The organism is Geodermatophilus sp. Leaf369, from assembly GCF_001424455.1.
GTDB lineage: Bacteria > Actinomycetota > Actinomycetes > Mycobacteriales > Geodermatophilaceae > Klenkia.
The window spans coordinates 868525-889164 of sequence record NZ_LMQA01000001.1; the positions used below are offsets into that span (position 1 = coordinate 868525).

The 20640-nt window shown below is 74.4% G+C and carries 23 protein-coding genes; 8 read left to right on the forward strand and 15 right to left on the reverse strand.

The window, feature by feature from the left end:
* The first annotated feature begins 77 nt into the window (after positions 1–77).
* Positions 78–1613 (forward strand): HNH endonuclease signature motif containing protein, encoded by a 1536-nt coding sequence (locus tag ASG36_RS04320; RefSeq protein ID WP_055759883.1) that lies wholly within the window; start codon positions 78–80, stop codon positions 1611–1613.
* Positions 1614–1620: 7 nt separating this feature from the next.
* On the opposite strand, the gene ASG36_RS04325 is transcribed toward ASG36_RS04320, so the two are convergent.
* Together ASG36_RS04325 and ASG36_RS04330 are read right to left on the reverse strand one after the other, a co-directional pair.
* Complete coding sequence (locus ASG36_RS04325; protein ID WP_055762409.1) at positions 1621–2502, reverse strand: DMT family transporter; 882 nt, start codon at positions 2500–2502, stop codon at positions 1621–1623.
* A gap of 34 nt (positions 2503–2536) precedes the next feature.
* A complete protein-coding gene (locus tag ASG36_RS04330) occupies positions 2537–3886 on the reverse strand; it encodes a hypothetical protein (protein ID WP_055759885.1) in 1350 nt (449 codons plus the stop codon).
* A 50-nt stretch (positions 3887–3936) separates the two neighbouring features.
* On the opposite strand from ASG36_RS04330, the gene ASG36_RS04335 reads away from it, so the two are divergent.
* The 4 genes from ASG36_RS04335 to ASG36_RS04350 all read left to right on the forward strand — a co-directional run bounded on the left by ASG36_RS04335 (position 3937) and on the right by ASG36_RS04350 (position 7095).
* Positions 3937–4590, forward strand: a complete 654-nt coding sequence (locus tag ASG36_RS04335; protein ID WP_055759888.1) for a glycosyltransferase family 2 protein — start codon at positions 3937–3939, stop codon at positions 4588–4590.
* Positions 4587–5243 (forward strand): DUF2064 domain-containing protein, encoded by a 657-nt coding sequence (locus tag ASG36_RS04340; protein ID WP_055759891.1) that lies wholly within the window; start codon positions 4587–4589, stop codon positions 5241–5243. Before ASG36_RS04335 ends, ASG36_RS04340 begins: the two co-directional genes overlap by 4 nt.
* Positions 5244–5341: 98 nt before the next feature.
* On the forward strand, positions 5342–6598 hold the full coding sequence (locus ASG36_RS04345; RefSeq protein ID WP_082522774.1) for a molybdopterin-dependent oxidoreductase: 1257 nt from the start codon (positions 5342–5344) through the stop codon (positions 6596–6598).
* On the forward strand, positions 6595–7095 hold the full coding sequence (locus tag ASG36_RS04350) for a hypothetical protein (protein WP_055759894.1): 501 nt from the start codon (positions 6595–6597) through the stop codon (positions 7093–7095). Before ASG36_RS04345 ends, ASG36_RS04350 begins: the two co-directional genes overlap by 4 nt.
* Here ASG36_RS04350 and ASG36_RS04355 read toward each other — a convergent pair.
* Genes ASG36_RS04355 through dapE form a run of 4 tightly spaced genes read right to left on the reverse strand, consistent with a single transcriptional unit; the run spans position 7007 to position 9794 of the window.
* Positions 7007–7477 (reverse strand): SRPBCC family protein, encoded by a 471-nt coding sequence (locus ASG36_RS04355; protein ID WP_055759897.1) that lies wholly within the window; start codon positions 7475–7477, stop codon positions 7007–7009. The genes ASG36_RS04350 and ASG36_RS04355 overlap by 89 nt on opposite strands.
* Entirely contained in the window at positions 7470–7859 is a 390-nt protein-coding gene (locus tag ASG36_RS04360) for a DivIVA domain-containing protein (RefSeq protein WP_055759900.1), read from the reverse strand. Before ASG36_RS04360 ends, ASG36_RS04355 begins: the two co-directional genes overlap by 8 nt.
* 7 nt (positions 7860–7866) lie before the next feature.
* On the reverse strand, positions 7867–8667 hold the full coding sequence (locus ASG36_RS04365) for a TIGR00730 family Rossman fold protein (RefSeq protein WP_055759903.1): 801 nt from the start codon (positions 8665–8667) through the stop codon (positions 7867–7869).
* Positions 8664–9794, reverse strand: a complete 1131-nt coding sequence (dapE, locus tag ASG36_RS04370; protein ID WP_235494560.1) for a succinyl-diaminopimelate desuccinylase — start codon at positions 9792–9794, stop codon at positions 8664–8666. Before dapE ends, ASG36_RS04365 begins: the two co-directional genes overlap by 4 nt.
* Before the next feature lie 41 nt (positions 9795–9835).
* Between dapE and dapD the strand changes: the two genes are divergently transcribed.
* Positions 9836–10804 carry a 2,3,4,5-tetrahydropyridine-2,6-dicarboxylate N-succinyltransferase gene (dapD, locus tag ASG36_RS04375; RefSeq protein WP_055759907.1) on the forward strand — a complete coding sequence of 323 codons (969 nt, stop codon included), beginning with the start codon at positions 9836–9838 and terminating at the stop codon, positions 10802–10804.
* Position 10805: 1 nt separating this feature from the next.
* Here dapD and ASG36_RS04380 read toward each other — a convergent pair whose 3' ends face one another.
* Positions 10806–11912, reverse strand: a complete 1107-nt coding sequence (locus ASG36_RS04380) for an alpha/beta fold hydrolase (RefSeq protein WP_055759910.1) — start codon at positions 11910–11912, stop codon at positions 10806–10808.
* Between the two features lie 130 nt (positions 11913–12042).
* Here ASG36_RS04380 and ASG36_RS04385 point away from each other — a divergent pair, with 130 nt between their 5' ends.
* Positions 12043–12810, forward strand: a complete 768-nt coding sequence (locus ASG36_RS04385) for a hypothetical protein (RefSeq protein WP_157498554.1) — start codon at positions 12043–12045, stop codon at positions 12808–12810.
* On the opposite strand, the gene dapC is transcribed toward ASG36_RS04385, so the two are convergent.
* The gene (dapC, locus tag ASG36_RS04390) at positions 12807–13907 is read right to left on the reverse strand and encodes a succinyldiaminopimelate transaminase (RefSeq protein WP_055759913.1); all 1101 of its coding nucleotides are present in this window, start codon (positions 13905–13907) and stop codon (positions 12807–12809) included. The genes ASG36_RS04385 and dapC overlap by 4 nt on opposite strands.
* Positions 13904–14224 (reverse strand): ferredoxin, encoded by a 321-nt coding sequence (gene fdxA / locus ASG36_RS04395; RefSeq protein ID WP_055759918.1) that lies wholly within the window; start codon positions 14222–14224, stop codon positions 13904–13906. The genes dapC and fdxA overlap by 4 nt, the downstream gene beginning before the upstream one ends.
* A 116-nt stretch (positions 14225–14340) precedes the next feature.
* Here fdxA and ASG36_RS04400 point away from each other — a divergent pair, with 116 nt between their 5' ends.
* The gene (locus ASG36_RS04400) at positions 14341–15090 is read left to right on the forward strand and encodes a GNAT family N-acetyltransferase (RefSeq protein WP_055759919.1); all 750 of its coding nucleotides are present in this window, start codon (positions 14341–14343) and stop codon (positions 15088–15090) included.
* On the opposite strand, the gene ASG36_RS04405 is transcribed toward ASG36_RS04400, so the two are convergent.
* Genes ASG36_RS04405 through ASG36_RS04430 form a run of 6 tightly spaced genes read right to left on the reverse strand, consistent with a single transcriptional unit; the run spans position 15044 to position 20629 of the window.
* Positions 15044–15448: a hypothetical protein gene (locus ASG36_RS04405; RefSeq protein ID WP_055759922.1), complete on the reverse strand. Its 405-nt coding sequence runs from the start codon at positions 15446–15448 to the stop codon at positions 15044–15046. The two genes, ASG36_RS04400 and ASG36_RS04405, sit on opposite strands and share 47 nt — an antisense overlap.
* Positions 15445–16326: an N-acetyl-1-D-myo-inositol-2-amino-2-deoxy-alpha-D-glucopyranoside deacetylase gene (gene mshB, locus ASG36_RS04410; protein ID WP_055759925.1), complete on the reverse strand. Its 882-nt coding sequence runs from the start codon at positions 16324–16326 to the stop codon at positions 15445–15447. Before mshB ends, ASG36_RS04405 begins: the two co-directional genes overlap by 4 nt.
* A gap of 23 nt (positions 16327–16349) precedes the next feature.
* A complete protein-coding gene (locus tag ASG36_RS04415) occupies positions 16350–17381 on the reverse strand; it encodes an ABC transporter ATP-binding protein (protein ID WP_055759928.1) in 1032 nt (343 codons plus the stop codon).
* A complete protein-coding gene (locus ASG36_RS04420; RefSeq protein ID WP_235494562.1) occupies positions 17378–18652 on the reverse strand; it encodes an ABC transporter ATP-binding protein in 1275 nt (424 codons plus the stop codon). Before ASG36_RS04420 ends, ASG36_RS04415 begins: the two co-directional genes overlap by 4 nt.
* 10 nt (positions 18653–18662) lie before the next feature.
* Positions 18663–19619, reverse strand: a complete 957-nt coding sequence (locus ASG36_RS04425; RefSeq protein WP_055759931.1) for an ABC transporter permease — start codon at positions 19617–19619, stop codon at positions 18663–18665.
* Positions 19620–19639: 20 nt separating this feature from the next.
* Complete coding sequence (locus tag ASG36_RS04430) at positions 19640–20629, reverse strand: ABC transporter permease (RefSeq protein ID WP_055759934.1); 990 nt, start codon at positions 20627–20629, stop codon at positions 19640–19642.
* Positions 20630–20640 lie beyond the last annotated feature (11 nt).

Below are 20640 nucleotides of genomic sequence, written 5' to 3' on the forward strand. Positions count from 1 at the left end.
CCACTCTTCGATCAGGTGTTCGACGAGCGAGAGGGGTCCCCGTGTCCACGACGACAGACCCGGCCACGGTCCGTGCGATGAACTGCGCCACCGACCGGCCGGACGACGACGCCCTCCCGCTGCCGGAGCTGGCGGTCCGACTCTGCGCCGGAGCGGTGGCGATCTCGGCCGCGACGGGGGCGTGGTTGCTGCTGGTCGCCGAGTTCGACCGCCGCGAGGGCTGGGCGGTACCGGGGGTGACCTCGTGTGCGCAGTGGCTGTCCTGGCAGTGCGGGATGGCCCCGGGCACGGCGCGCGACCACGTCCGCACGGCCCGCGCGCTCCCCGGCCTGCCCGGCACCGCCCGCGAGCTGAGCGCGGGACGCATCTCCTACGCCAAGGCCCGGGCCATCGCCCGGGTGGCCGACACCGACACCGAGGCCGGGCTTCTCGAGGTGGCCGCCACCTGCACCGCGGCCCAGCTGGAACGGGTGGTGGCCGGCTGGCGCCGCGCCGACGAGGCCACCACCGACGCCGCCCGGGCCCAGGCCGACCGGACCCGGTCCGCTGCCCGCGGTGCCGCGATCGCGGCCGGCGGGGACGACGACGAGGGCGACGAGGCAGGCCGGGCGGCTGCTGCCGCGGTGTGGGCGGCGTGGTGGCCCGAGGGCGCCGACCCGGACGCTCCCCCACGCCGGTGGGAGCAGCGCTTCGACTGGCACGACGAGGGCGACGGCAGCGTGAGCCTGCGGCTGCGCCTGTCGGCCGAGGACGCCGCCGAGGTGGTGGCCGTGGTGGAGAACCGCGCCGAGGTCCTGACCCGGCGCGACCGGGTCGCCGCCCGCGGCCAGGAGAGGTCGTCCGAGAACACCCGGGAGGCCGACCGGGTCCGCCGCGCCCGGGTGACCGTCGCCCGCACCGACGCCCTGCTCGACCTGCTGCGGGCCGGGGTCGCGACGGTCGACACCCGGCCCGGCGACCCGGCCCCGCGGGAGGTCCTGGTGCGGGTCGACGCCGCGGTGCTCGCCGCCGACCTCGCCGCGGGGCAGGCGGCCCTCGACGGGGTCGCCTCGCTCAGCGCAGCCCAGGCGCGGCGCCTGGCCTGCGACGCGGCGGTCACCACCGTCCTCGTCGAGGGCGAGCAGGTGCTGGCCTGTGGACGCCGCCGGAGGTACGCCAGCCGTGCACAACGGCGGGCCCTGCTGCTGCGCGACGGCGGCTGTGCCCGGCCGGGCTGCGCGGAGACCCGGCCCGAGCGGCTGCACGCCCACCACGTCGTGCCGTGGCTCCTCGGCGGCCGCACCGACGTGGAGAACCTCGTCCTGCTGTGCGACCGGTGCCACGGGCTGGTGCACGACCTCGACCTCACCGTGGAACGCGGCCCGGACGGTCTGCGGGCGCACCTGCAGGACGGCACGGGGGTCTGGCTGCCCACGGACGGCGACGCCTCCCCGGAGCGGGCGGGACCCGGACCGGTGCCCCTGCCGCCCTACTGGCGGGCGAACGGCGAGCGGATGGACCTGCGGCACGTGGTCGGCACGGTGCTGGGCAATCGCGCTGCCCTGCGCCGACGTCGGCGAGCCGAACGGGAGGACGCCGAACGGGAGGACGCCGCCGCGTCCCGGGCCGCCTGACGGCGGGTCAGGCCGCGGCCACCGGGTCGGTGACGCGGGTCCGCCGGGTCGCGAGCACGCAGCCCACCAGCACCAGCGGCAGCCCCACGGCGATCCCGAGGGTGAACGGCTCCCCCAGCAGGAGCACGCCCAGCAGCACCGCGACCGCCGGGTTGACGAAGGTGATCACCAACGCCCGCTGCGGGCCGACCTCCCGGATGAGGGCGAAGAACAGCGCCAGGGCCAGGGCCGTGCACACCACCCCGAGCGCGGCGACCGCGAGCAGCGCCCGCCCCGACGCCGCGCCGACCTGGTCGAGCCGGGGCAGCGCGAAGGGGGCGTAGACCACGGTGGTGATCGACAGCGCCACCGCGCTCGCGGCCACCCCGGACACCGCCGACAGCTGCCGGCTGATGATCAACGGCGCCGTCCCGTAGCCGATCACGGTGAGGACGACGGCACCCAGGGCGAGCCACTGGGCACCCGCGACGTCCAGGCCCAGCAGCGTGGCGATCCCGATGACGCCCAGCACCATCCCGCCGATCCGCACCGGGGACAGCCGCTCCTCCTCCCCCACCAGCCGCCCCGCCAGCGCGGCGACGAACGGGACGGTGGCCACGAGCAGCCCGGTCAGCGAGGAGGACAGCGTCTGCTCCGCGATCGACAGCAGCAGCCACGGGCCGGTCATCTCCAGCACGGTGAACGCCAGCAGCGGCTTCCAGTACCGGGTGATCCCGCGCAGCTGACCGCGGGCGAGCACCCAGGGCAGCAGGATCGCCGCGCCCAGCACGCACCGCCCGAAGACGACGAGCACCGGGTCCAGCTCGCCCACCGCGACCTTGATCAGCAGGTACGGCACGCCCCAGATGACGCTCATCACGACGAACAGGCCCCAGCCGCGACGACTCACGGCGCCATCCTGCTCCGCGGTCACCCGGGGACGGTCACCACTCGGTGCGGACGGTCACCTCGATCGCGATCGCCAGCACGACACCGGCCGCGAGCCACAGCCGGCGCTGACGGGGAGGGAGGAACGCGGTCGCGGTCAGCACCCAGACGTAGAACGGCAGCCAGATCCGCTCGGTCTCCCCGCGCACGAGCCCGGTGGCGTCGCTGGCCAGGATGCCGACGAGCGCGGCCAGGGCGAGCAGCGCCAGCCGGTGGCGGCGCAACGAGGCCAGGCCGGCGACGGCGGCCGGGCCGACGGCGAGCAGGCCGGCCGCCAGGTTGGAGAAGACGAAGAAGCCCAGTGGCCGGTTGGCGTAGGAGGGGCCCGAGCGCACCCGGTCGCCGGCGGCGTGGAAGCCGTCGAGCCACCAGTAGCCGCCCAGGGCGTACGCCCCGACCACGAGCAGCACGCCCACCGCACCAACCCCGAGCACCCGGACGACGCCGCCCCAGCCCAGCGCCCGCCGGTGCACCAGGACGACGACCAGCGCCACCAGCCCGAGGGCGGTCAGCCCGAAGGACAGGAAGAGCGCGGCACCCAGCAGCAGCCCGCCCAACAGCGCCCGCACGTCCCGCCGCCAGCCGGTCGACACCGCCGCCGTCGCGAGCCCGGCGACGCCCCACGCCGAGACACCGGCGAAGAGCGCGTCGGCGCTGGTGGCCACCCACAGCGCCAACGGCGCCAGCACGAGGAACGGCGCCACCACCCGGGCGCGGGCCTCGTCGGTCACCGCGCGCACGGTGACCAGCACCGCGGGCACCGCCAGCACGCCGCCGACGATGCACAGCGCAGCGTCCCACCCGAGCCCGGAGAGCCCGAGCCGGTCCAGCAGCACGAAGGACAGCAGCGCACCCGGCGGGTGGCCGGCCACGTGGGTGGTCCACGGGTCGGCGGAGTCGGCGGGCACGAAGTCGGTGAACGTGGACAGGAACTGGGGTATCGACCCGACCCGGGGGACGTCGAAGGGGTACTCGTAGCGCACCGCGAGGGGCTCGGGCAGCCGGTGCCAGCCGCTGGACAGGGCCAGGGTGACCGTCCACAGCGCTGCGGCCGCGGTCGAGCCGAGGAGCAGCACCCCCCAGCGCAGGCGGGCAGCGAACCCCGGTCCCCACAGCACGCCGGCGACCCCCACCAGCACCGGCAGCACGGTCTGCGGGGTCACCACCACGCCGAACGCGCCGCGGAGCACGTAGCCGCCCAGCAGGTGCAGCACCGTGCCGCCCTCGGCCAGCCGCCACCCCACGACGCCCACCACGACGACGAACACGGCAGCGGCGGCGACCGCGGCGCCGGGGAGCCTGCGCGTCCGGGTGGTCTCGTCCTCGACGGGCGCGGCGCTGCTCACGACCCCGGACTGTAGAGGCGACACCGCGGTGCCCCGGCTACCGTCCGTGCGTGCCCGACGTCGTCTTCCCCTGCCTGGACGAGGCCGGGGCACTGCCCTGGGTCCTCACCCGCCTGCCCGCCGGCTACCGCGCGATCGTCGCCGACAACGGCTCGACCGACGGTTCCGCGCAGATCGCCGCCGACCACGGCGCCACCGTGGTGCACGTGCCGCAACGCGGCTTCGGCGCCGCAGCGCACGCCGGTCTGGAGGCGGCCACGGACGACGTCGTCTGCTTCTGCGACGCCGACGCCTCGATGGACCCCGCCCAGCTGCCTCTGGTCGCCGACCCCGTGCTCGCCGGCGAGGCAGACCTGGTGCTCGGCCGGCGGCGTCCCAGCTCGCGGGACGCCTGGCCGGTGCACGCCCGGGTCGCGAACACCGCGCTCAGCGTGATGATGCGGCGCCGCACCGGCCTGCGGCTGCACGACCTGGGCCCGATGCGGGCTGCCCGGCGCACCGAGCTGCTCGGGCTGGGCATCACCGACCGGCGCTTCGGCTACCCGCTGGAGATGGTCACGAAGGCCTCGGATGCGCACTGGCGGGTCCGCGAGGTCGACGTCGACTACCACCCCCGCGCCGAGGGCACGAAGTCCAAGGTGACCGGCACGGTCCTGGGCACGGTCAAGACGATCAAGGACATGAGCGGGGTGCTGAACCGGTGACGCAGCTGCTGGTCATCACCAAGGCGCCCGTACCCGGGAAGAGCAAGACCCGGCTGACCCCGCCGTGCACCCCGCTGCAGGCCAGCACCATCGCCGCGGCCGCGGTCGGCGACACCCTGGACGTCATCCGCGCCACGCCGGTCACCCGTCGGGTCGTCGCCCTGGACGGCGCACCCGGCGACCTGGACCTGCACGACCTCGTCGTCGTCCCCCAGGTCGAGGGCGACCTGGGCACCCGGCTGGCCGCCGCGTTCGCCGACGCCATGGCCGGGGACGGCGACCTGCCCACCCTGCTGGTCGGCATGGACACCCCCCAGATCTCCCCCGGGCTGCTCACCGACTGCCTCGACCGCCTGGTCGCGGCCGGCCCGGGGCACGCAGCACTCGGGGTCGCCCCCGACGGTGGCTGGTGGGCCCTCGGTGTGCACTCCCCCGACGCCGCCGCGGTGCTGCCCGACGTGCCGATGTCCCGGGACGACACCGCGGTCAACACCCGCGCCGCGCTGGAGGCCGCCGGGCTGACCGTGCTGGACCTGCCGGTGCTCACCGACGTCGACCACTTCCCCGACGCCCTCGCCGTCGCGGAGCTCTGCCCGCCCACCAGCCGGATGCGCCGGGTGGTGGCCGAGGTCGCGGCGACCCTGCCGGACTGACCCGTCCGGCGACCAGGCTCGGGGCGAACCCCCTCCAGCACTGCTCCGGACGTGCCGATGGACACCACAGCACGACCTGACGTCCTCGAGAGGAACCCGTGACGAAGCCGCTGGACCGGGTCCTCGGGGCCCGGCTGCCCGACCCCCCGGCCGCACTGCGCCGCGGGCCGTTCGGTGAGGACGCCTTCCCCAGCCCGCTGCACACCGAGCGCCGGGCCTCCCGGGTCGGCGTCTGGCTGGGCGTCGGCTTCGTCGTCTGCTTCCTGACCGGGCTGGTCAGCCACCTCGTGCAGAACCCGCCCGGCTGGTTCTACTGGCCGGCGTCCCCGGTGTGGCTGTACCGCTGGACCCAGGGCACCCACGTCGCGGTCGGTCTCGCACTCATCCCGCTGCTGCTGGTCAAGCTGTGGACGGTCTACCCCAAGCTGTTCGCCTGGCCGCCGGCCCGCACCCCCGCTCAGCTGGTCGCCCGGCTCGCCGTGCTGGTGCTCGTCGGCGCAGCGGTGTTCCAGCTGCTCACCGGCCTGCTGAACCTGGCGAAGTGGTACCCGTTCGGCTTCTTCTTCACCACCACGCACTACTGGACCGGCTGGATCGCCGTCGGCGCGGTCCTGGTGCACGTCGGCGCGCTGGCCCCGCAGATCCGGCGCGGCCTCGCCCGGCGTGGCTCGCCCGCCGCGGTGGTCGGGCTCGACGAGGACGACGCCGCCCGTGTCGTCGCCGTCGACGAGGCGGCCGAGCACGCAGCGGTCAGCCGGCGGGCCTTCGTCCTCACCGCCGGACTGGCCACCGGCGCCGTCGCGCTCACCCAGTGGGGCCAGACGGTGAGCCCGCTGGGCCAGGTCTCGGTCCTCGCCCCCCGCATCCCCGGCGTCGGACCCCAGGGCCTGCCGGTCAACCAGACCGCGCAGCGCGCCGGGGTGACCGAGACCGCCGTCGACCCCGCCTGGCGGCTGACCGTCGACGGACCCACCCGGTTGTCGCTCACGCTGGCCGACCTGCAGGGGATGACCCAGCGCACCGAGCGGCTGCCGATCGCCTGCGTCGAGGGCTGGTCGTCCAACGCCGACTGGACCGGGGTGCGCCTCTCCGAGGTGCTCGAGGCGGCCGGCCTGGCGCCGGACACCGAGGTGACCGTGGAGTCCCTGCAGACCGGCGGCCTCTACCGGGTCGCCACCGTCTCCCCGCCGCACGTCCGCAGCCCGAAGACGCTGCTGGCACTGCGGCTCAACGGCGAGGAGCTCGCCCTCGACCACGGCTACCCGCTGCGGCTCATCGCCCCCAACCGGCCCGGGGTCATGCAGACCAAGTGGATCACCCGCATCGCCCCCGGCACCGGGGGGATCGGCTCGTGAGCGGCTACACCAGCGACGTCTCGCGCCCCGTGACGTCCGCGCTCAACCCCTGGTGGCGCTGGCTGCTCCTCGCCCCGGGCCTGCTGGCGGTGGCCTACGGCTTCTACGGCCTGCTCACCGCAGGCGGCCGGGTGCCGATCGGCTCCTGGCTCACCTGGTTCGTGGGCAGCGCCTTGGTGCACGACCTGGTCGTCGCCCCGCTGTGGATCGGCCTGGGCTGGGTCGCCGCGAAGGTGCTCCCCCGCCCGGCCCGCGGTCCGGCCGTGGTCGGCGCCGCGGTCAGCGGGGTGCTGGTGGTGGTCGCGCTGCCCTTCGTGCTGGGCTACGGCGCGCAGGAGGGCAACGACTCGTTGCTGCCGAGGGACTACGGGACGACGCTGCTCGTGGTGGTCGGCGTCGTCCTCGCCGTCACGGCCGCGTGGTGCCTGGTCGCGACTCTGCGTAGCGCGCGAACCGCTTCAACGACAGCCGCACCCCGGCCACGAACCCGGGCTTGACCAGCGGCCACCCCAGCCGGCCCAGCGCACCCAGCGGCAGATCGAGGTTCTCCACCCAGACGAAGGTCGAGCCGCCGGAGCGCTCGCGCACCTGGAAGCTGCCGGTGCCCTTGACGATCCGGCCGGTGTGCACCACGTCGACCGCGTGCGGGGGGTCCCAGCTGGTGATCGTCATGGTGTCCAGCACCCCGAGGCGTCGGCCGCCGGGCAGCGGGATGCCGGTCGTCGCCGCGATCTGCCCGCCGACCCCCTGGGCGTCCCCGGACACGGTGCGGACGTCGGTGAGCAGCATCCACTCGCCCTGCGTGGTCCAGTCGACCAACGCTGCGAACACCTGCTCCGGGGGTGCGTCGACGTCCACGGTGAGGACGAGTTCAGGCACGGGGGGTCTCCTCGACGTCGGCGGGGGCCGGTGACACCGGCTCCACGTCACCAGCCTCCGGGTTGTCGTCCTCGACCGCAGCGTGGGCGCCCCCACCGGCCCGCAGCCGGGCGATCTCGACGTCGCGTTCGTCGATGGTCTGGGCGAGCTGGTCCAGCAGCCAGTCCACCTCGGTCATCCGGTAGCCGCGGACGGCGACGGACACCTGCAGCGCCCGGACGTCGTCCCCGACCACCGGCCGGTCGTCGGGCAGCTCGACCGGGGAGCGGTCCAGCTCGGCCGGCGGCTGGGTCTCCCCCCGGCCCAGCAGCACCGCCGAGCCGAGGAACAGCAGGCCGCCGACCAGCAGCAGCCCGACCACGAAGACGACGACGGAGACCACCGGTCGCTCAGCCCTCGGTCGGGGCGGGCTCGCCACCGGGCTGGCCGGCGGCCTCCCGGGCGGCCTCGGCGGCGGCGATGACGGCGACGGCCTCGGCCACGTCGTCGGTGACCGTGATCAGGTCCAGGTCGTGCGGGGACACCGTGCCCTCGGTGACCAGCGTGGTCCGGATCCAGTCCAGCAGCCCGGCCCAGTAGCTGCTGCCGAACAGGATCACCGGGAAGCGGGTGACCTTGGTGGTCTGCACCAGCGTGAGCGCCTCGAACAGCTCGTCGAGCGTCCCGAAGCCCCCGGGCAGGATCACGAATGCCTGGGCGTACTTCACGAACATCGTCTTGCGCACGAAGAAGTAGCGGAACGCGATCCCGACGTCGACCCACTCGTTGAGCTCCTGCTCGAACGGCAGCTCGATGCCCAGCCCCACCGACATGCCGCCCGCCTCGCAGGCGCCCTTGTTGGCCGCCTCCATGGCACCGGGACCGCCGCCGGTGATCACCGCGTAGCCCGCCTGGGCCAACGCCGCGCCCAGCTCGACGCCGGCCTCGTAGTAGGGCGTCCCCGGCTTCGTGCGGGCGCTGCCGAAGACGCTGACCGCGCGGGGCAGCTCGGCCAGCAGCCCGAAGCCCTCGACGAACTCGGCCTGGATCCGCAGCACCCGCCACGGGTCAGCGTGCACCCAGTCCGAGGGGCCGCGGGCGTCGAGCAGCCGCTGGTCGGTCGTCGTCCCCTCCTGACGGGGGTCGGGCTCCCCGCCGCGGATCTGGACCGGCCCGCGGGTGCGCGCCCGCCGGGTGCCGTTGTCGCTCATGCCGTGCTCCCCGTGTCGGTGGTGGTCGAGAGGTAGGCCAGCAGCGCGTCCTCGGCGGGCTGCAGCCGGTCGACGCGGACGTGCTCCGCGCGCTGGTGGGCCAGGTTCGGGTCGCCCGGGCCGTAGTTCAGCGCCGGGATGCCGAAGGCGGCGAACCGGGCGACGTCGGTCCAGCCGAGCTTGGCCCGCGCGGGTCGGCCGACGGCGGCGACGAAGGCGGCGGCCGCGGGCTCGGCCAGCCCCGGCAGGGCACCCGGGCTCAGGTCGGTGACCTCCAGCGTCACCCCGGCGGCGAGCACGTCGGCGAACACCTCGCGCACGTGGGCCTCGGCGTCGTCCTCGTCGCGGTCGGGGGCGAACCGGAAGTTCACCGTCACCCGGCACTCGTCGGGGACCACGTTGCCGGCCACCCCGCCCTCCATCCGCACCGCGTTAAGGCCCTCGCGGAAGTGCAGGCCGTCGATGTCGACCTCGCGTGCCTCGTAGGCGGCCAGCGTCGCCAGGATCGGCGCGGCGCCGTGCACGGCGTTGACCCCCAACCAGGAACGGGCGCTGTGCGCGCGCTTGCCGGGCACGGTGAGGACGACGCGCAGCGTGCCCTGGCAGCCGCCCTCGACGTCGCCGTCGGTGGGCTCGAGCAGGATCGCGAGGTCGCCGTACAGCCAGCCGCGGCGCTCGCGGGCGACCCGGCCGAGGCCGTTCTTCACCGCCTCGACCTCCTCGTTGTCGTAGAAGACGAACGTCAGGTCGTGCGCGGGCTGCGCGCCGGGGACGCCGAAGCGCCCGGCCAGCCGCAGCATCACCGCGTCACCGGCCTTCATGTCGCTGGTGCCGCAGCCGTAGAGCCGCTCCTCGCCGTCCACGGTCTCCAGTCGGCTGGGCACGTTGTCCGCGATCGGCACGGTGTCCAGGTGGCCGGCGAGCACGACGCGGGTGTCGCGGCCCAGGTCGGTGCGGGCCAGCACGTTGTTCCCGATCCGCTCGACCTCCAGCCCGCCGAGGGCGCGCAGCGCCGCCTCGACGGCGTCGGCGAGCGGCTCCTCGGTGCCCGAGACCGAGGGGGCGTCGACCAGGGCCCGGGTCAGCATCAGCACGTCGGCGGTGAGGTCCAGCGGGGGCACGGTCACGCCCGCAGCCTACGGAGACGGGCTCGGTAACCTCGGCAGCCGTGACCACTCCCGGAGCCACCGCCGTCGGACTCGCCACCGTGACCACCGCGGGGGTCGTCCTGGACACCTGGTACCCCGCCCCCGAGCTCGGCACCGCCGACGCCACGGGCACCGAGCGGCTGGGCACCTTGGAGGTCGAGGCCGCGCTGGGCACGGAGTTCGGTGCCCTCGCCCGGTACGACGACGCCCGCGGTGTCGAGGTGGTCGGCGTCCGGACGACGATCGCCGACCTGGGCGCCGCCCCGGTCGACGCGCACGACGTCTACCTGCGGCTGCACCTGCTCTCCCACCGGCTGGTCCGTCCGCACGGGCTGAGCCTCGACGGGCAGTTCGGGCTGCTGGCCACCGTCGCCTGGACGTCGGCCGGCCCGGTCGAGGCCGCCGACTGGACCCCGGTCCGGGCCGCGGGGCTGCGGGCCGCGCACGGCCACGTGACCGTCACCCACGTCGACAAGTTCCCCCGGATGGTCGACTACGTGCTGCCCACCGGCGTGCGGATCGGCGACGCCGACCGGGTCCGGCTCGGTGCCCACCTGGCCGAGGGCACCACGGTCATGCACGAGGGCTTCGTCAACTTCAACGCCGGCACGCTGGGCCCCTCGATGGTCGAGGGCCGGATCTCCGCCGGCGTCGTCGTCGGCGCGGACTCCGACATCGGCGGCGGCGCCTCGATCATGGGCACGCTGTCCGGCGGCGGGAAGCAGGTCGTCTCGATCGGCGAGGGCTGTCTGCTGGGCGCCAACGCCGGCATCGGCATCTCCCTCGGTGACCGCTCGGTCGTCGAGGCCGGTTGCTACGTCACCGCCGGCTCCCGGATCACGCTGCCCGACGGCTCGGTGGTCAAGGCCGTCGAGCTCTCCGGCCGGCCCGGGCTGTTGTTCCGGCGCAACTCGGTGTCCGGGGCGCTCGAGGCCCTGCCCCGGGACGGCGACTGGGGCTCGCTGAACGCCGCCCTGCACGCCAACTGACTCAGGTCAGCCCGGCGGGCTCCGCGGGGGGCGTCGTGAGGTGCTCGACGAGGACGGCGACGAACTCCGCGGGGCGCTCGACGTGCGGGGAGTGCCCGACGCCGGGGAGCACCACCTCGCGGTAGGCGCCCCCGCTGGCGGCGTACCGGTCCAGCACCGCGCGGGTCTGCCCGACCATCGGCTGGGGCGGGAAGGCGTCGACGCCGGGCCACCCCGGCACCGCACCGAGGGAGCCCAGGAAGGCCAGGTCGAAGGCCGAGGTGTCGCTGACGACCTGGTCGGCGTCCCCGCGCACCCACAGCACCGGGGGCTTGACCGCGAGCTCGGTGATCCCGGAGACGTCGAGCACCGTCGGGGCCATGGTGTTCAGCACGCCCCGGGCACCGGGGGCCGCGCCGGGCCACCGGTCGCTGGGTGTCGCGTCGCCCGGGTAGTGGTCGACGCCGGTGCGGGTGGTGAGCATCGAGGCGACGAACGCGTCCTCGGTGGCCGGGTCCAGCGGCAGGGCGTCCGGGGCCAGGTAGAACGCCCGCAGGATCGACCGGGGGCTGGTCGGGGCGTCGGCGGTGGTGTCGCCGGCGGCCAGCGCGGCGACGAAGTCGGGGTTGGCCGCTCCCCCGCCGGAGCCTGTGCCGTCGGGGTGCACCCGGTCGCCGTCGGCGCCCGTGGTGCCACCGAAGCCGTAGGGCGAGACGGGCGCGACCAGGGTGACCGAGGCGACGCGCTCGGGGTGGTCGAGCAGCAGCTGCAGGACGACGCCACCGCCCATGCTCCACCCGACCAGGTGCACCCGCTCCAGCCCCAGCTCGGTCACCAGCTCGGCGACGTCGTCGGACCAGTCCCGCACCCCGCGGGAGGCGTCCACCGGCTCGGGGTCGGTGCCGCCGAACCCGCGCAGGTCCACCGCGAGCGGCCGCCGGTCGGCCGGCAGGTCCAGCAGCGCCCGCTGCCAGAACACCGACGAGCTGACGTTGCCGTGCACGAAGAGGACCGCCTCGCCGCCGCCCCGCGGGTCGACCGCGTCGGGGTGCAGCACCTGCTGGGTCAGTCGCGGGGTGCGCACCGAGGTGGCGGCGATGCCGGGCAGGAGCGGCGGGACGACGGTCACGCGGCACACCGTAGCCACTACCCTGGGTTCGGTGACCACAGCGCGGCCCGGGGCCCGACCGACCCCGGCCCGGCGCAGACGCCCTCGCAGCGGCCCTCGGACGGCCGGCCTGTGGGCCCCCCTCCTGGTCGTGACCGTCGCCGTCGTCGGGCTGGCCTGGGACACCGACAGCCAGGGCGTGCCCGCGGTGTCCGGCCGCTGCACCATCGCCGACGCCGCGCTGACCGTGACCACCGAGCAGGCCGCCAACGCCGCGACCATCGCCGCCGTCGCCCGCTCCCGCGGCCTGCCCGAGCGGGCCACCGTCATCGCGCTGGCGACCGCGCAGCAGGAGTCGCGGATCCGCAACCTGGCCTACGGCGACCGGGACTCCCTGGGGCTCTTCCAGCAGCGCCCCTCGCAGGGCTGGGGCACCGAGGAGCAGGTCCAGGACCCGGTGTACTCGGCCGGGAAGTTCCTCGACGGGCTGGTCGAGGTGCCCGGCTGGGAGACCGGCCGGCTCACCGAGGTCGCGCAGGCGGTCCAGCGCTCCGGGTTCCCCGAGGCCTACCAGCAGCACGAGGGCATGGCGCAGACGCTCGCCTCGGCCCTGCTCGCCGACTCCCCCGCCCGGCTCTCCTGCACGTTCAGCCCGGCGGACGCGTCCGGCCCGCTCGACCAGCGCGCGGCCGCCGTCGCCGACGTGGTGCGCGCCGAGGCCGGCCCGCCCACGGTGCTCGAGGGCGGCGTGGTCTCCGTGGCCGGCACCGGGTGGCCCGAGGCCACCTGGGCCGTGGCCCACGCCGAGCGGCTGCAGCTGACCCAGGTGCGCTTCGCGGACTGGACCTGGACGCCCGGGGACGGCTGGGCGCAGACCGGCGAGGACGCCGGCGCCCTGCTCCTGCAGCTCGCCGTCTAGGAGGTCAGCCGGGCGACGGCTGCGTCGATGCGCTCGTCGGTCGCGGTGAGCGCCATCCGCACGTGCCGCTCGCCGGCCGGGCCGTAGAAGGCGCCTGGGGCGACGACGATGCCGAGCCCCGCGAAGCGGTCGACCGTCCGCCAGCAGTCCTCGTCCCGGGTGACCCACAGGTACAGCCCGGCCTCGGAGTGCTCGACCCGGTGCCCCGACGCGGTGACCGCGGCGCGCAGCCGGTCCCGGCGGGCGCCGTACAACGCACGGGCGTGCTCGACGTGCGCGTCGTCGGACAGCGCCGCGGCCATCGCGGCCTGCACCGGGGTCGGCACGAGCAGACCCAGGTGCCGGCGGGTCTCCCAGACCCGCGCGACCAGCGCGGGGTCGCCGGACAGCAACCCGGCCCGGTAGCCGGCCGCGGTGGACTGCTTGGACAGCGAGTGCACGGCGAGCAGGCCCGCGTGGGTGTCCCCGGCGACGGCCGGGTGCAGCACCGAGCGGGGGACGACGTCCCAGCCCAGCTCGACGTAGCACTCGTCGGCGACCACGGGCACCCCGTGCTGCCGCCCCCAGGCGACCCAGGCGCGCAGCTGGTCGTCGGTGAGCACCCGACCGTGCGGGTTGCCCGGGCTGTTCAGCCAGACCAGCACCACGCCGTCCGAGCTCGGCGGCGGGGTGTCGCTGCGCAGCACGTCGAGCCCGGCGACGACGGCACCCACCTCGTAGGTCGGGTAGGCGACCTCGGGGATGACCACGGTGCCGCGGCCGGAGAAGCCCAGCAGCGTCGGCAGCAGCGCCACCAGTTCCTTGGACCCGACCGTCGGCAGCACCGAGGGCACCGTGCCCAGCGGGTCGGCCAGGGTCACCCCGAGCCGACGGGAGAGCCACCCGGCAGCCGCCGTGCGCACGTCGGCCGTGCCCAGCGCGGTGGGGTAGCCCGGGGCGTCGGACGCCGCGGCCAGCGCCGCACCCAGCAGGGCCGGCGTGGGGTCGACCGGGGTGCCGATGGACAGGTCGACGACCCCGTCGGGGTGCCCTGCGGCCCGCTCACGAGCGGGGCGCAGGGAGTCCCACGGGAAGTCGGGCAGCTGGGTGGAGCTCACTCCCCCTGCGGCGGCAGGGCCGCCACCAGCGGGTGGTCCTTGGCGATCTTGCCGGTCTTCGCGGCACCGCCGGGGCTGCCCAGGTCGGAGAAGAACTCCACGTTGGCGTTGTAGAAGTCCTTCCACTTGTCCGGGACGTCGTCCTCGTAGTAGATGGCCTCGACCGGGCAGACCGGCTCGCAGGCGCCACAGTCCACGCACTCGTCGGGGTGGATGTACAGCATCCGGTCGCCCTCGTAGATGCAGTCCACCGGACACTCGTCGATGCACGCCTTGTCGAGCACGTCGACGCAGGCTTGGGTGATGACGTAGGTCACGGGGGTCCCTCCGGGGTACGACCAGGGCGTTCTGGGCTCCGCGTCAGTATGGACCGTGGTGACCGGCCCCGCCCCGACGGGTGGGCCCGCGACACCCCGAACCGAGGAGGACCCCCGTGGGCCAGCGCCGCAGTCCGCTCGACGTGGTCGAGCTGGAGCACCTGGCCGCCCGGGGCTGGCGCGGTGCCGAGGTCCAGCCGCTGGGCCACTGGCTGCTGCGGGCCGGGGGCGGCGGCTTCACCAAGCGGGCGCACTCCGTCCTCGTCGTGGGCGACCCCGGCCGTCCGCTCACCGACGCCGTCCCCGCCGTCGTCGACTGGTACGCCGACCGGGGCCTGACCCCCTGCGCCCAGCTCCCCGGTCGGCAGTCCCGGGCCGCGGACGCGGCCCTCGCCGCCGCCGGCTGGGAGCGCGACGCCGACACCCTCGTGCTCACCGCCCCGCTGGAGGGCGACGGCACCGACGACCGGGTGCTGCTCGACGCCGCCCCGGACGTCGCCTGGCTGGCCACCGCCCGGCTGAACGGGGCGCCGCTGCCCGCCGCGGCCCTCGACGTGCTGACCGGGGCCGACCGGGTGCGCTTCGCCTCGGTCCGCTCCCCCGACGGCGACGTGCTCGCCGTCGCCCGCGGCGTCCTCGTCGAGGACTGGCTGGGGGTCACCGCGGTCGAGGTCGCGGCGTCGGCACGACGGCGCGGGCTGGGCAGCGCGGTCACCCGCACCCTGCAGGGCTGGGCGTTCGGCGAGGGCGCCCGCTGGTGCTACCTGCAGGTCACCGAGGCCAACGCCCCGGCACGGGCGCTCTACCGGCGACTGGGCCTCATCGAGCACCACCGCTACCACTACCGCTGGGCACCGGCCGGCTGAGCGCCCGGCCGACGGCGAAGGACGCCGCCAGCACCCCGACCAGCAGGAACCCCAGCCCGACCAGCTGGGTCGCCGTCGTCGCGCCGGTGATCAGCAGGTCGCCCTCGGGACGGCGCACCGACGCACCGATCGCGACGACCAGCCAGACGACGGCCGGCAGGACGGCGACCACCCGCGACCCGGACAGCCGGTGCGCCCACGAGACCAGCACCAGGTTGCCCACCACCGCCGCGACCAGCGACACCGGCACGAGCACCGGGCCCACCCGCAGCGGCAGCCAGAACACCTCGACCACCGCGAGCCAGGCCGCCACGGCGACGGCGAGCAGCCCCCAGCCGAGCAGCCGCAGCGCCCTCACAGCCCGGCGAACAGGTCGGACTCCCAGCCGTGCGGGCCGCTGCCGGGGCCCCGCTCGCCCCGCACCAGGCGGTAGTACTCGGTGACCAGCACCTCCTGGCCCAGGTTGTTGGAGAGGGCGTAGAAGTCGCCCTCCATCGTCAGCTGGGTGGCGTGCGCGGCCATCCCGGCGGTCTTCTGCGCCCGGAACGCCGTCCCGTCCAGCTCGCAGGTGACGTCGGCGTCCTCGGCGGCGAAGGGGATCTCCCGGGCGTCGGTCGCGCCGTCGTAGTCGGCGTCGGCGGCGGCCAGGGCGTCCATCCCCCGCTGCAGCACCGAGACCGGCACGCAGGTCCAGTAGACCTTCGCGACGTCGTGCGGGGCGCCCAGGTCGGGCCGGTAGCCGGGGTCGGCGGCGGCCTCGACGGCGCGCATGGACACCCGGTGCACCTGGACGTGGTCGGGGTGGCCGTAGCCACCGTGCTCGTCGTAGGTGACCACCACCTGGGGCCGCACCTCGCGCAGCACGGCCACCACCGCGGCGGTGGCCTCGTCGAGGTCGGCGTTCCAGAACGCGCGGGGGTGGTCGTTGGCCGTCGTCCCGACCATGCCGGAGTCGCGCCAGTGGCCGGCCCCGCCGAGGAACCGGTGGTCGGTGACCCCCAGGGCCGCCATCGCGTCGGCCAGCTCCAGGATCCGGTAGCCACCGAGCTGGTCGGCCTGGTCGGCGGCCAGCTGGGCCAGCTCCGGGACGATCACCTCGCCCTCCTCGCCCAGCGTGCAGGTGAGCAGCGTGACCCCGGCCCCCTCGGCGACGTAGCGGGCCATGGTCGCCCCGTTGTTGATCGTCTCGTCGTCGGGGTGGGCGTGCACCAGGAGCAGGCGGCGGTCGGGGATCACGCGGCCATGATCCCCGACCGGCCTCAGAGGACCTTGGTGGCCTCGGCGTAGTGGCAGGCGCTGAGGTGGCTCGCCGTCGCGCGGGACTCCAGCGGGGGCTCCAGCGTCATGCACTTCTCCCGCTGGGTCTCCGACAGCTCGTTGGCGAACTTCTGGCAGCGGGTGCGGAACCGGCAGCCCGAGGGCGGGTTCGCCGGGCTGGGCACGTCGCCGGTGATGATGATCCGCTGCCGGCTGCGCTCCAGGCGGGGGTCGGGCAGCGGGATCGCCGACAGCAGCGCCTGGGTGTACGGGTGGGTCGGCCGCTCGAACAGGTCGTCCCGGTCGGCCACCTCGATGATCTTGCCCAGGTACATCACGGCGACCCGGTCGGAGATGTGCCGCACCACCGAGAGGTCGTGGGCGATGAACAGGTAGGACAGGCCCAGCCGGTTCTTCAGGTCCTCGAGGAGGTTGATGACACCGGCCTGGATGGACACGTCCAGCGCCGACACCGGCTCGTCGAGCACCAGCACCTTCGGCTCCAGCGCGAGCGCCCGGGCGATGCCGATGCGCTGGCGCTGGCCGCCGGAGAACTCCGCCGGGTACCGGTTGGTGTGCTCGGGGTTGAGTCCGACGGTCTCCACCAGGGTGCGGACCCGCTCGCGCAGCTCCGCCTCGTCCTTGGTCAGGCCGTGGATGATCAGCGGCTCGGCGACGATGTCGAAGACCGGCAGCCGCGGGTTCAGCGAGGCGTACGGGTCCTGGAAGACGATCTGGATGTCCCGGCGCAGCGGGCGCATCTCCTTGCGCCCGAGCCCGACGATCTCCCGGCCCTGGAAGACCACCGAGCCGCCGGTGGCCGGCTGCAGGTTGAGGATCGCCCGCCCGGTCGTGGACTTGCCGCAGCCGGACTCGCCGACCAGGCCGAGCACCTCGCCGGGGTAGAGGTCCAGGTCCAGGCCGTCCACCGCGCGGACGGCGCCGACGGTGCGCTTGATGAGGCCACCGCCCTTGATCGGGAAGTGCTTCTCCAGACCGCGGACGCTCAGGATCGGCTCACGGGTGGCGGTCATCGTCGGTCTCCGTCCTGGGGCACGGCCGGGGTGTCCAGCAGCGAGCCGGTGCGCCCGTCCGCGGTCGGGGTCTGGTTCTGGTCGGCCAGCGGCACACCGGGGGCACCGGAGTCGGTGACACCGACCTCACCGGCGTGGTCCACCGGCGCCGCGGAGCCCAGCACGTCGTCCGTGGCGGTCTCGTCGAAGATCCGGGCCGCCTCGCCGTGGGCGCGGGCCACCTCGTCGGTGCGGATGCAGGCCGCCGTGTGGCCGTGGCCGACGTCGACCCGGTCGGGCTCGGCGACGTCGCACTCGGGCTGGTGCAGCGGGCACCGCGGGGCGAACGGGCACCCGGGGGGCATGTTGACCACCGAGGGGGGCGAGCCCTTGATCGGGGTGAGCCGCTGCTTGGTGGAGGAGTCCAGCCGGGGCAGCGAGCCGAGCAGCCCGAGGGTGTAGGGCATCCGCGGCTCGTAGTAGATGTCCTCGACCGAGCCGATCTCGACCGGGCGGCCGGCGTACATCACCAGCACCCGGTCGGCGATCCCGGCCACGACGCCGAGGTCGTGGGTGATGAGCACCATCGCCGCACCGGTCTCGGTGAGCGCGGTCTGCAGCACCTCGAGGATCTGGGCCTGCACGGTGACGTCCAGGGCCGTCGTCGGCTCGTCGGCGATGATCACGTCGGGCTGGTTGGCCATGGCGATCGCGATGACCACGCGCTGGCGCATGCCGCCGGAGAACTCGTGCGGGTAGGACCGCACCCGCTCCCGGGCGTTCGGGATGCCGACCATCTCCAGCAGCTCACCGGCGCGGCCGGCAGCCGCCTTCGACGACAGCGACTTGTCGTGCGAGCGCAGGGTCTCCTCGATCTGGAAGCCCACCCGGTAGACGGGGTCCAGCGAGGTCATCGGGTCCTGGAAGATCATCGAGACGCCCTTGCCGCGGACCCGCGACATCGAGCGGTCGCTCTGGCCGAGCAGCTCCTGGCCGCGGTAGCGGATCGAGCCGCTCACGCGGGCGGAGCCGGGCAGCAGGCCCATGACGGCCAGCGAGGTCACCGACTTGCCCGAACCGGACTCCCCGACGATGCCGAGGACCTCCCCGGAACGCAGCGTGTAGTCCACCCCGCGGACGGCGTGCACGACGCCGTCCTCGGTCGGGAAGCGGACGTTGAGGTCCTCCACGGTGAGCAGCGGCGCCGAGGCGTCGAAGCCGGGGAGGCTGGTGGCGCGGGTGCCGCCCTGGGACAGGGCACCCGAGGACTGGGACGAGACGGCTGTGGACACGGTGATCCCCCTAGGCCCGCACGCGGCGGTTGCTCGGGTCGAAGGCGTCCCGGATCCCGTCGCCGATCAGGTTGATCGACAGCACGATGATCAGCAGGGTGACGCCGGGGAAGTAGAAGAGCCAGGGTCGCGTCGTCGTGGCCTGGACCCCGTCGGAGACCAGGCGGCCCAGCGACGTCTGGTTGGCGCCGTTGACGCCGAAGCCCAGGTAGGTCAGCGAGGCCTCGAGGATGATCGCGGTGGCCGCGGCCAGCGTCGTCCAGACGATCAGCGACCCCAGGGCGTTCGGGATCAGGTGCTTGAAGATGATCCGGCTGTTGGAGGCGCCCAGGGCGTGCGCGGCCTCCACGTACTCCTTCTCCCGCAGGGAGAGGAACTGGCTGCGCACGATCCGCGCGAGGTCCAGCCAGCCGAACAGCCCCAGGATGATGCCGACGCCCAGCGGGGTGCGGGAGCTGGGGAAGTTGCTGGCCACGACGATCAGCACGACCAGCAGCGGCACGGTGAGGATCAGGTCGACGAAGCGCATGAGCACGCTGTCGATCCAGCGGCCGAAGTAGCCGGCCAGCGCCCCGACGAGCAGACCCAGCGGCAGCGCGATGGCCACGAACAGCAGGACGATGAACAGCGAGCGCTGCACCCCCTGCATGAGGCCGGCGAGCAGGTCGCGGCCGATGGCGTCGCTGCCCAGCGGGTAGCCCTGCGACCCCGGGGGGACCGACTGGGCGCCGGAGTTCTGGGTCGCGTAGTCGGTCGTGTAGACCAGCGGGCCGAGGAAGCCGAAGACCAGCAGCAGCACGAAGACGACCAGGCCGGTCATGCCGACCTTGTTGCGGGTGAAGCGGCGGACGATCTGCTGGCGCTGGCTGCGCGCCTTGACGGTGAACTCGCGCTCGACGCCGCCGCCGTTCGGGGCGCCGGGCTCGGCGGGAAGGGCCGCCGACGCGGCGGCCTGGGTGGTGGCCATGGTGGCTTCTCCTCTGCCGATCAGGCGAGACGGATGCGCGGGTCGAGGACCGCGTAGAGGACGTCGGCGACGAGGTTGAACACCACGACGAAGACGGCGCTGATGAGCAGCCAGCCCAGGACGACGTTGATGTCGTTCGCCCCGATGCCGTTCTTGATCAGGTACTCGCCCATGCCGTGCCAGACGAAGACCTGCTCGGTGATGACCGCACCGCCGAACAGCGTGCCGATGCCCAGCGCGACGACGGTGGTCAGCGGGATCAGCGCGTTGCGCAGACCGTGCTTGACCACGACCCGGCGGTAGGTGAGGCCCTTGGCCCGGGCCAGGCGCATGTAGTCCGAGCCGAGCACGTCGAGCATCGCCGAGCGCTGGAAGCGGCTCCAGGCGGCGAAGGACAGCAGCGCCAGGCTCACGGTCGGCAGCACGAGGTGGCCCAGCCGGTCGGCCCAGATCTCGGAGTCCGTGGCGTACAGCGCGATGCCCGGTGTCTCCTCACCGATCGTGTAGAGCACCTGCCTGCCGAACAGGTCGTTCACCCCGCCGGCGACGAACTCCTTCAGCAGCGCGGCGAACCAGAACGTCGGCAGCGCGATGAGCAGGTAGACCAGGAAGGTGAAGGCGTAGTCCGAGGGCTTGTACTGCCGGACGGCGCCGACCACGCCCACGATGATCGCCAGGACGACGGCGATCACGATGGCCAGGATGATCATGCGACCGGTCACCAGCAGGCGGCCGGGGAGCTGGTCCATGACCGGCGTGCCGTTGATGGTGTCGCCGAAGTCGCCGGTGAAGACGCCGGACAACCAGCGCCAGTACCGGACGAAGAAGTTGTCGTTGAGGCCCAGCTGCTCGGACACACCGTCCAGGTAGGCCTGGGTCGGCGGGGGCTGCCGCTGCCGGAAGCGCTGCAACGGGTCGAAGCTCGCGGCGCAGAGCGCGAAGACCAGGAGCGAGCTGGCGAGCAACACGAAGACGGACGCGATGATGCGTCGGATCGTGAAGAAGAACATGCGGGGACCTT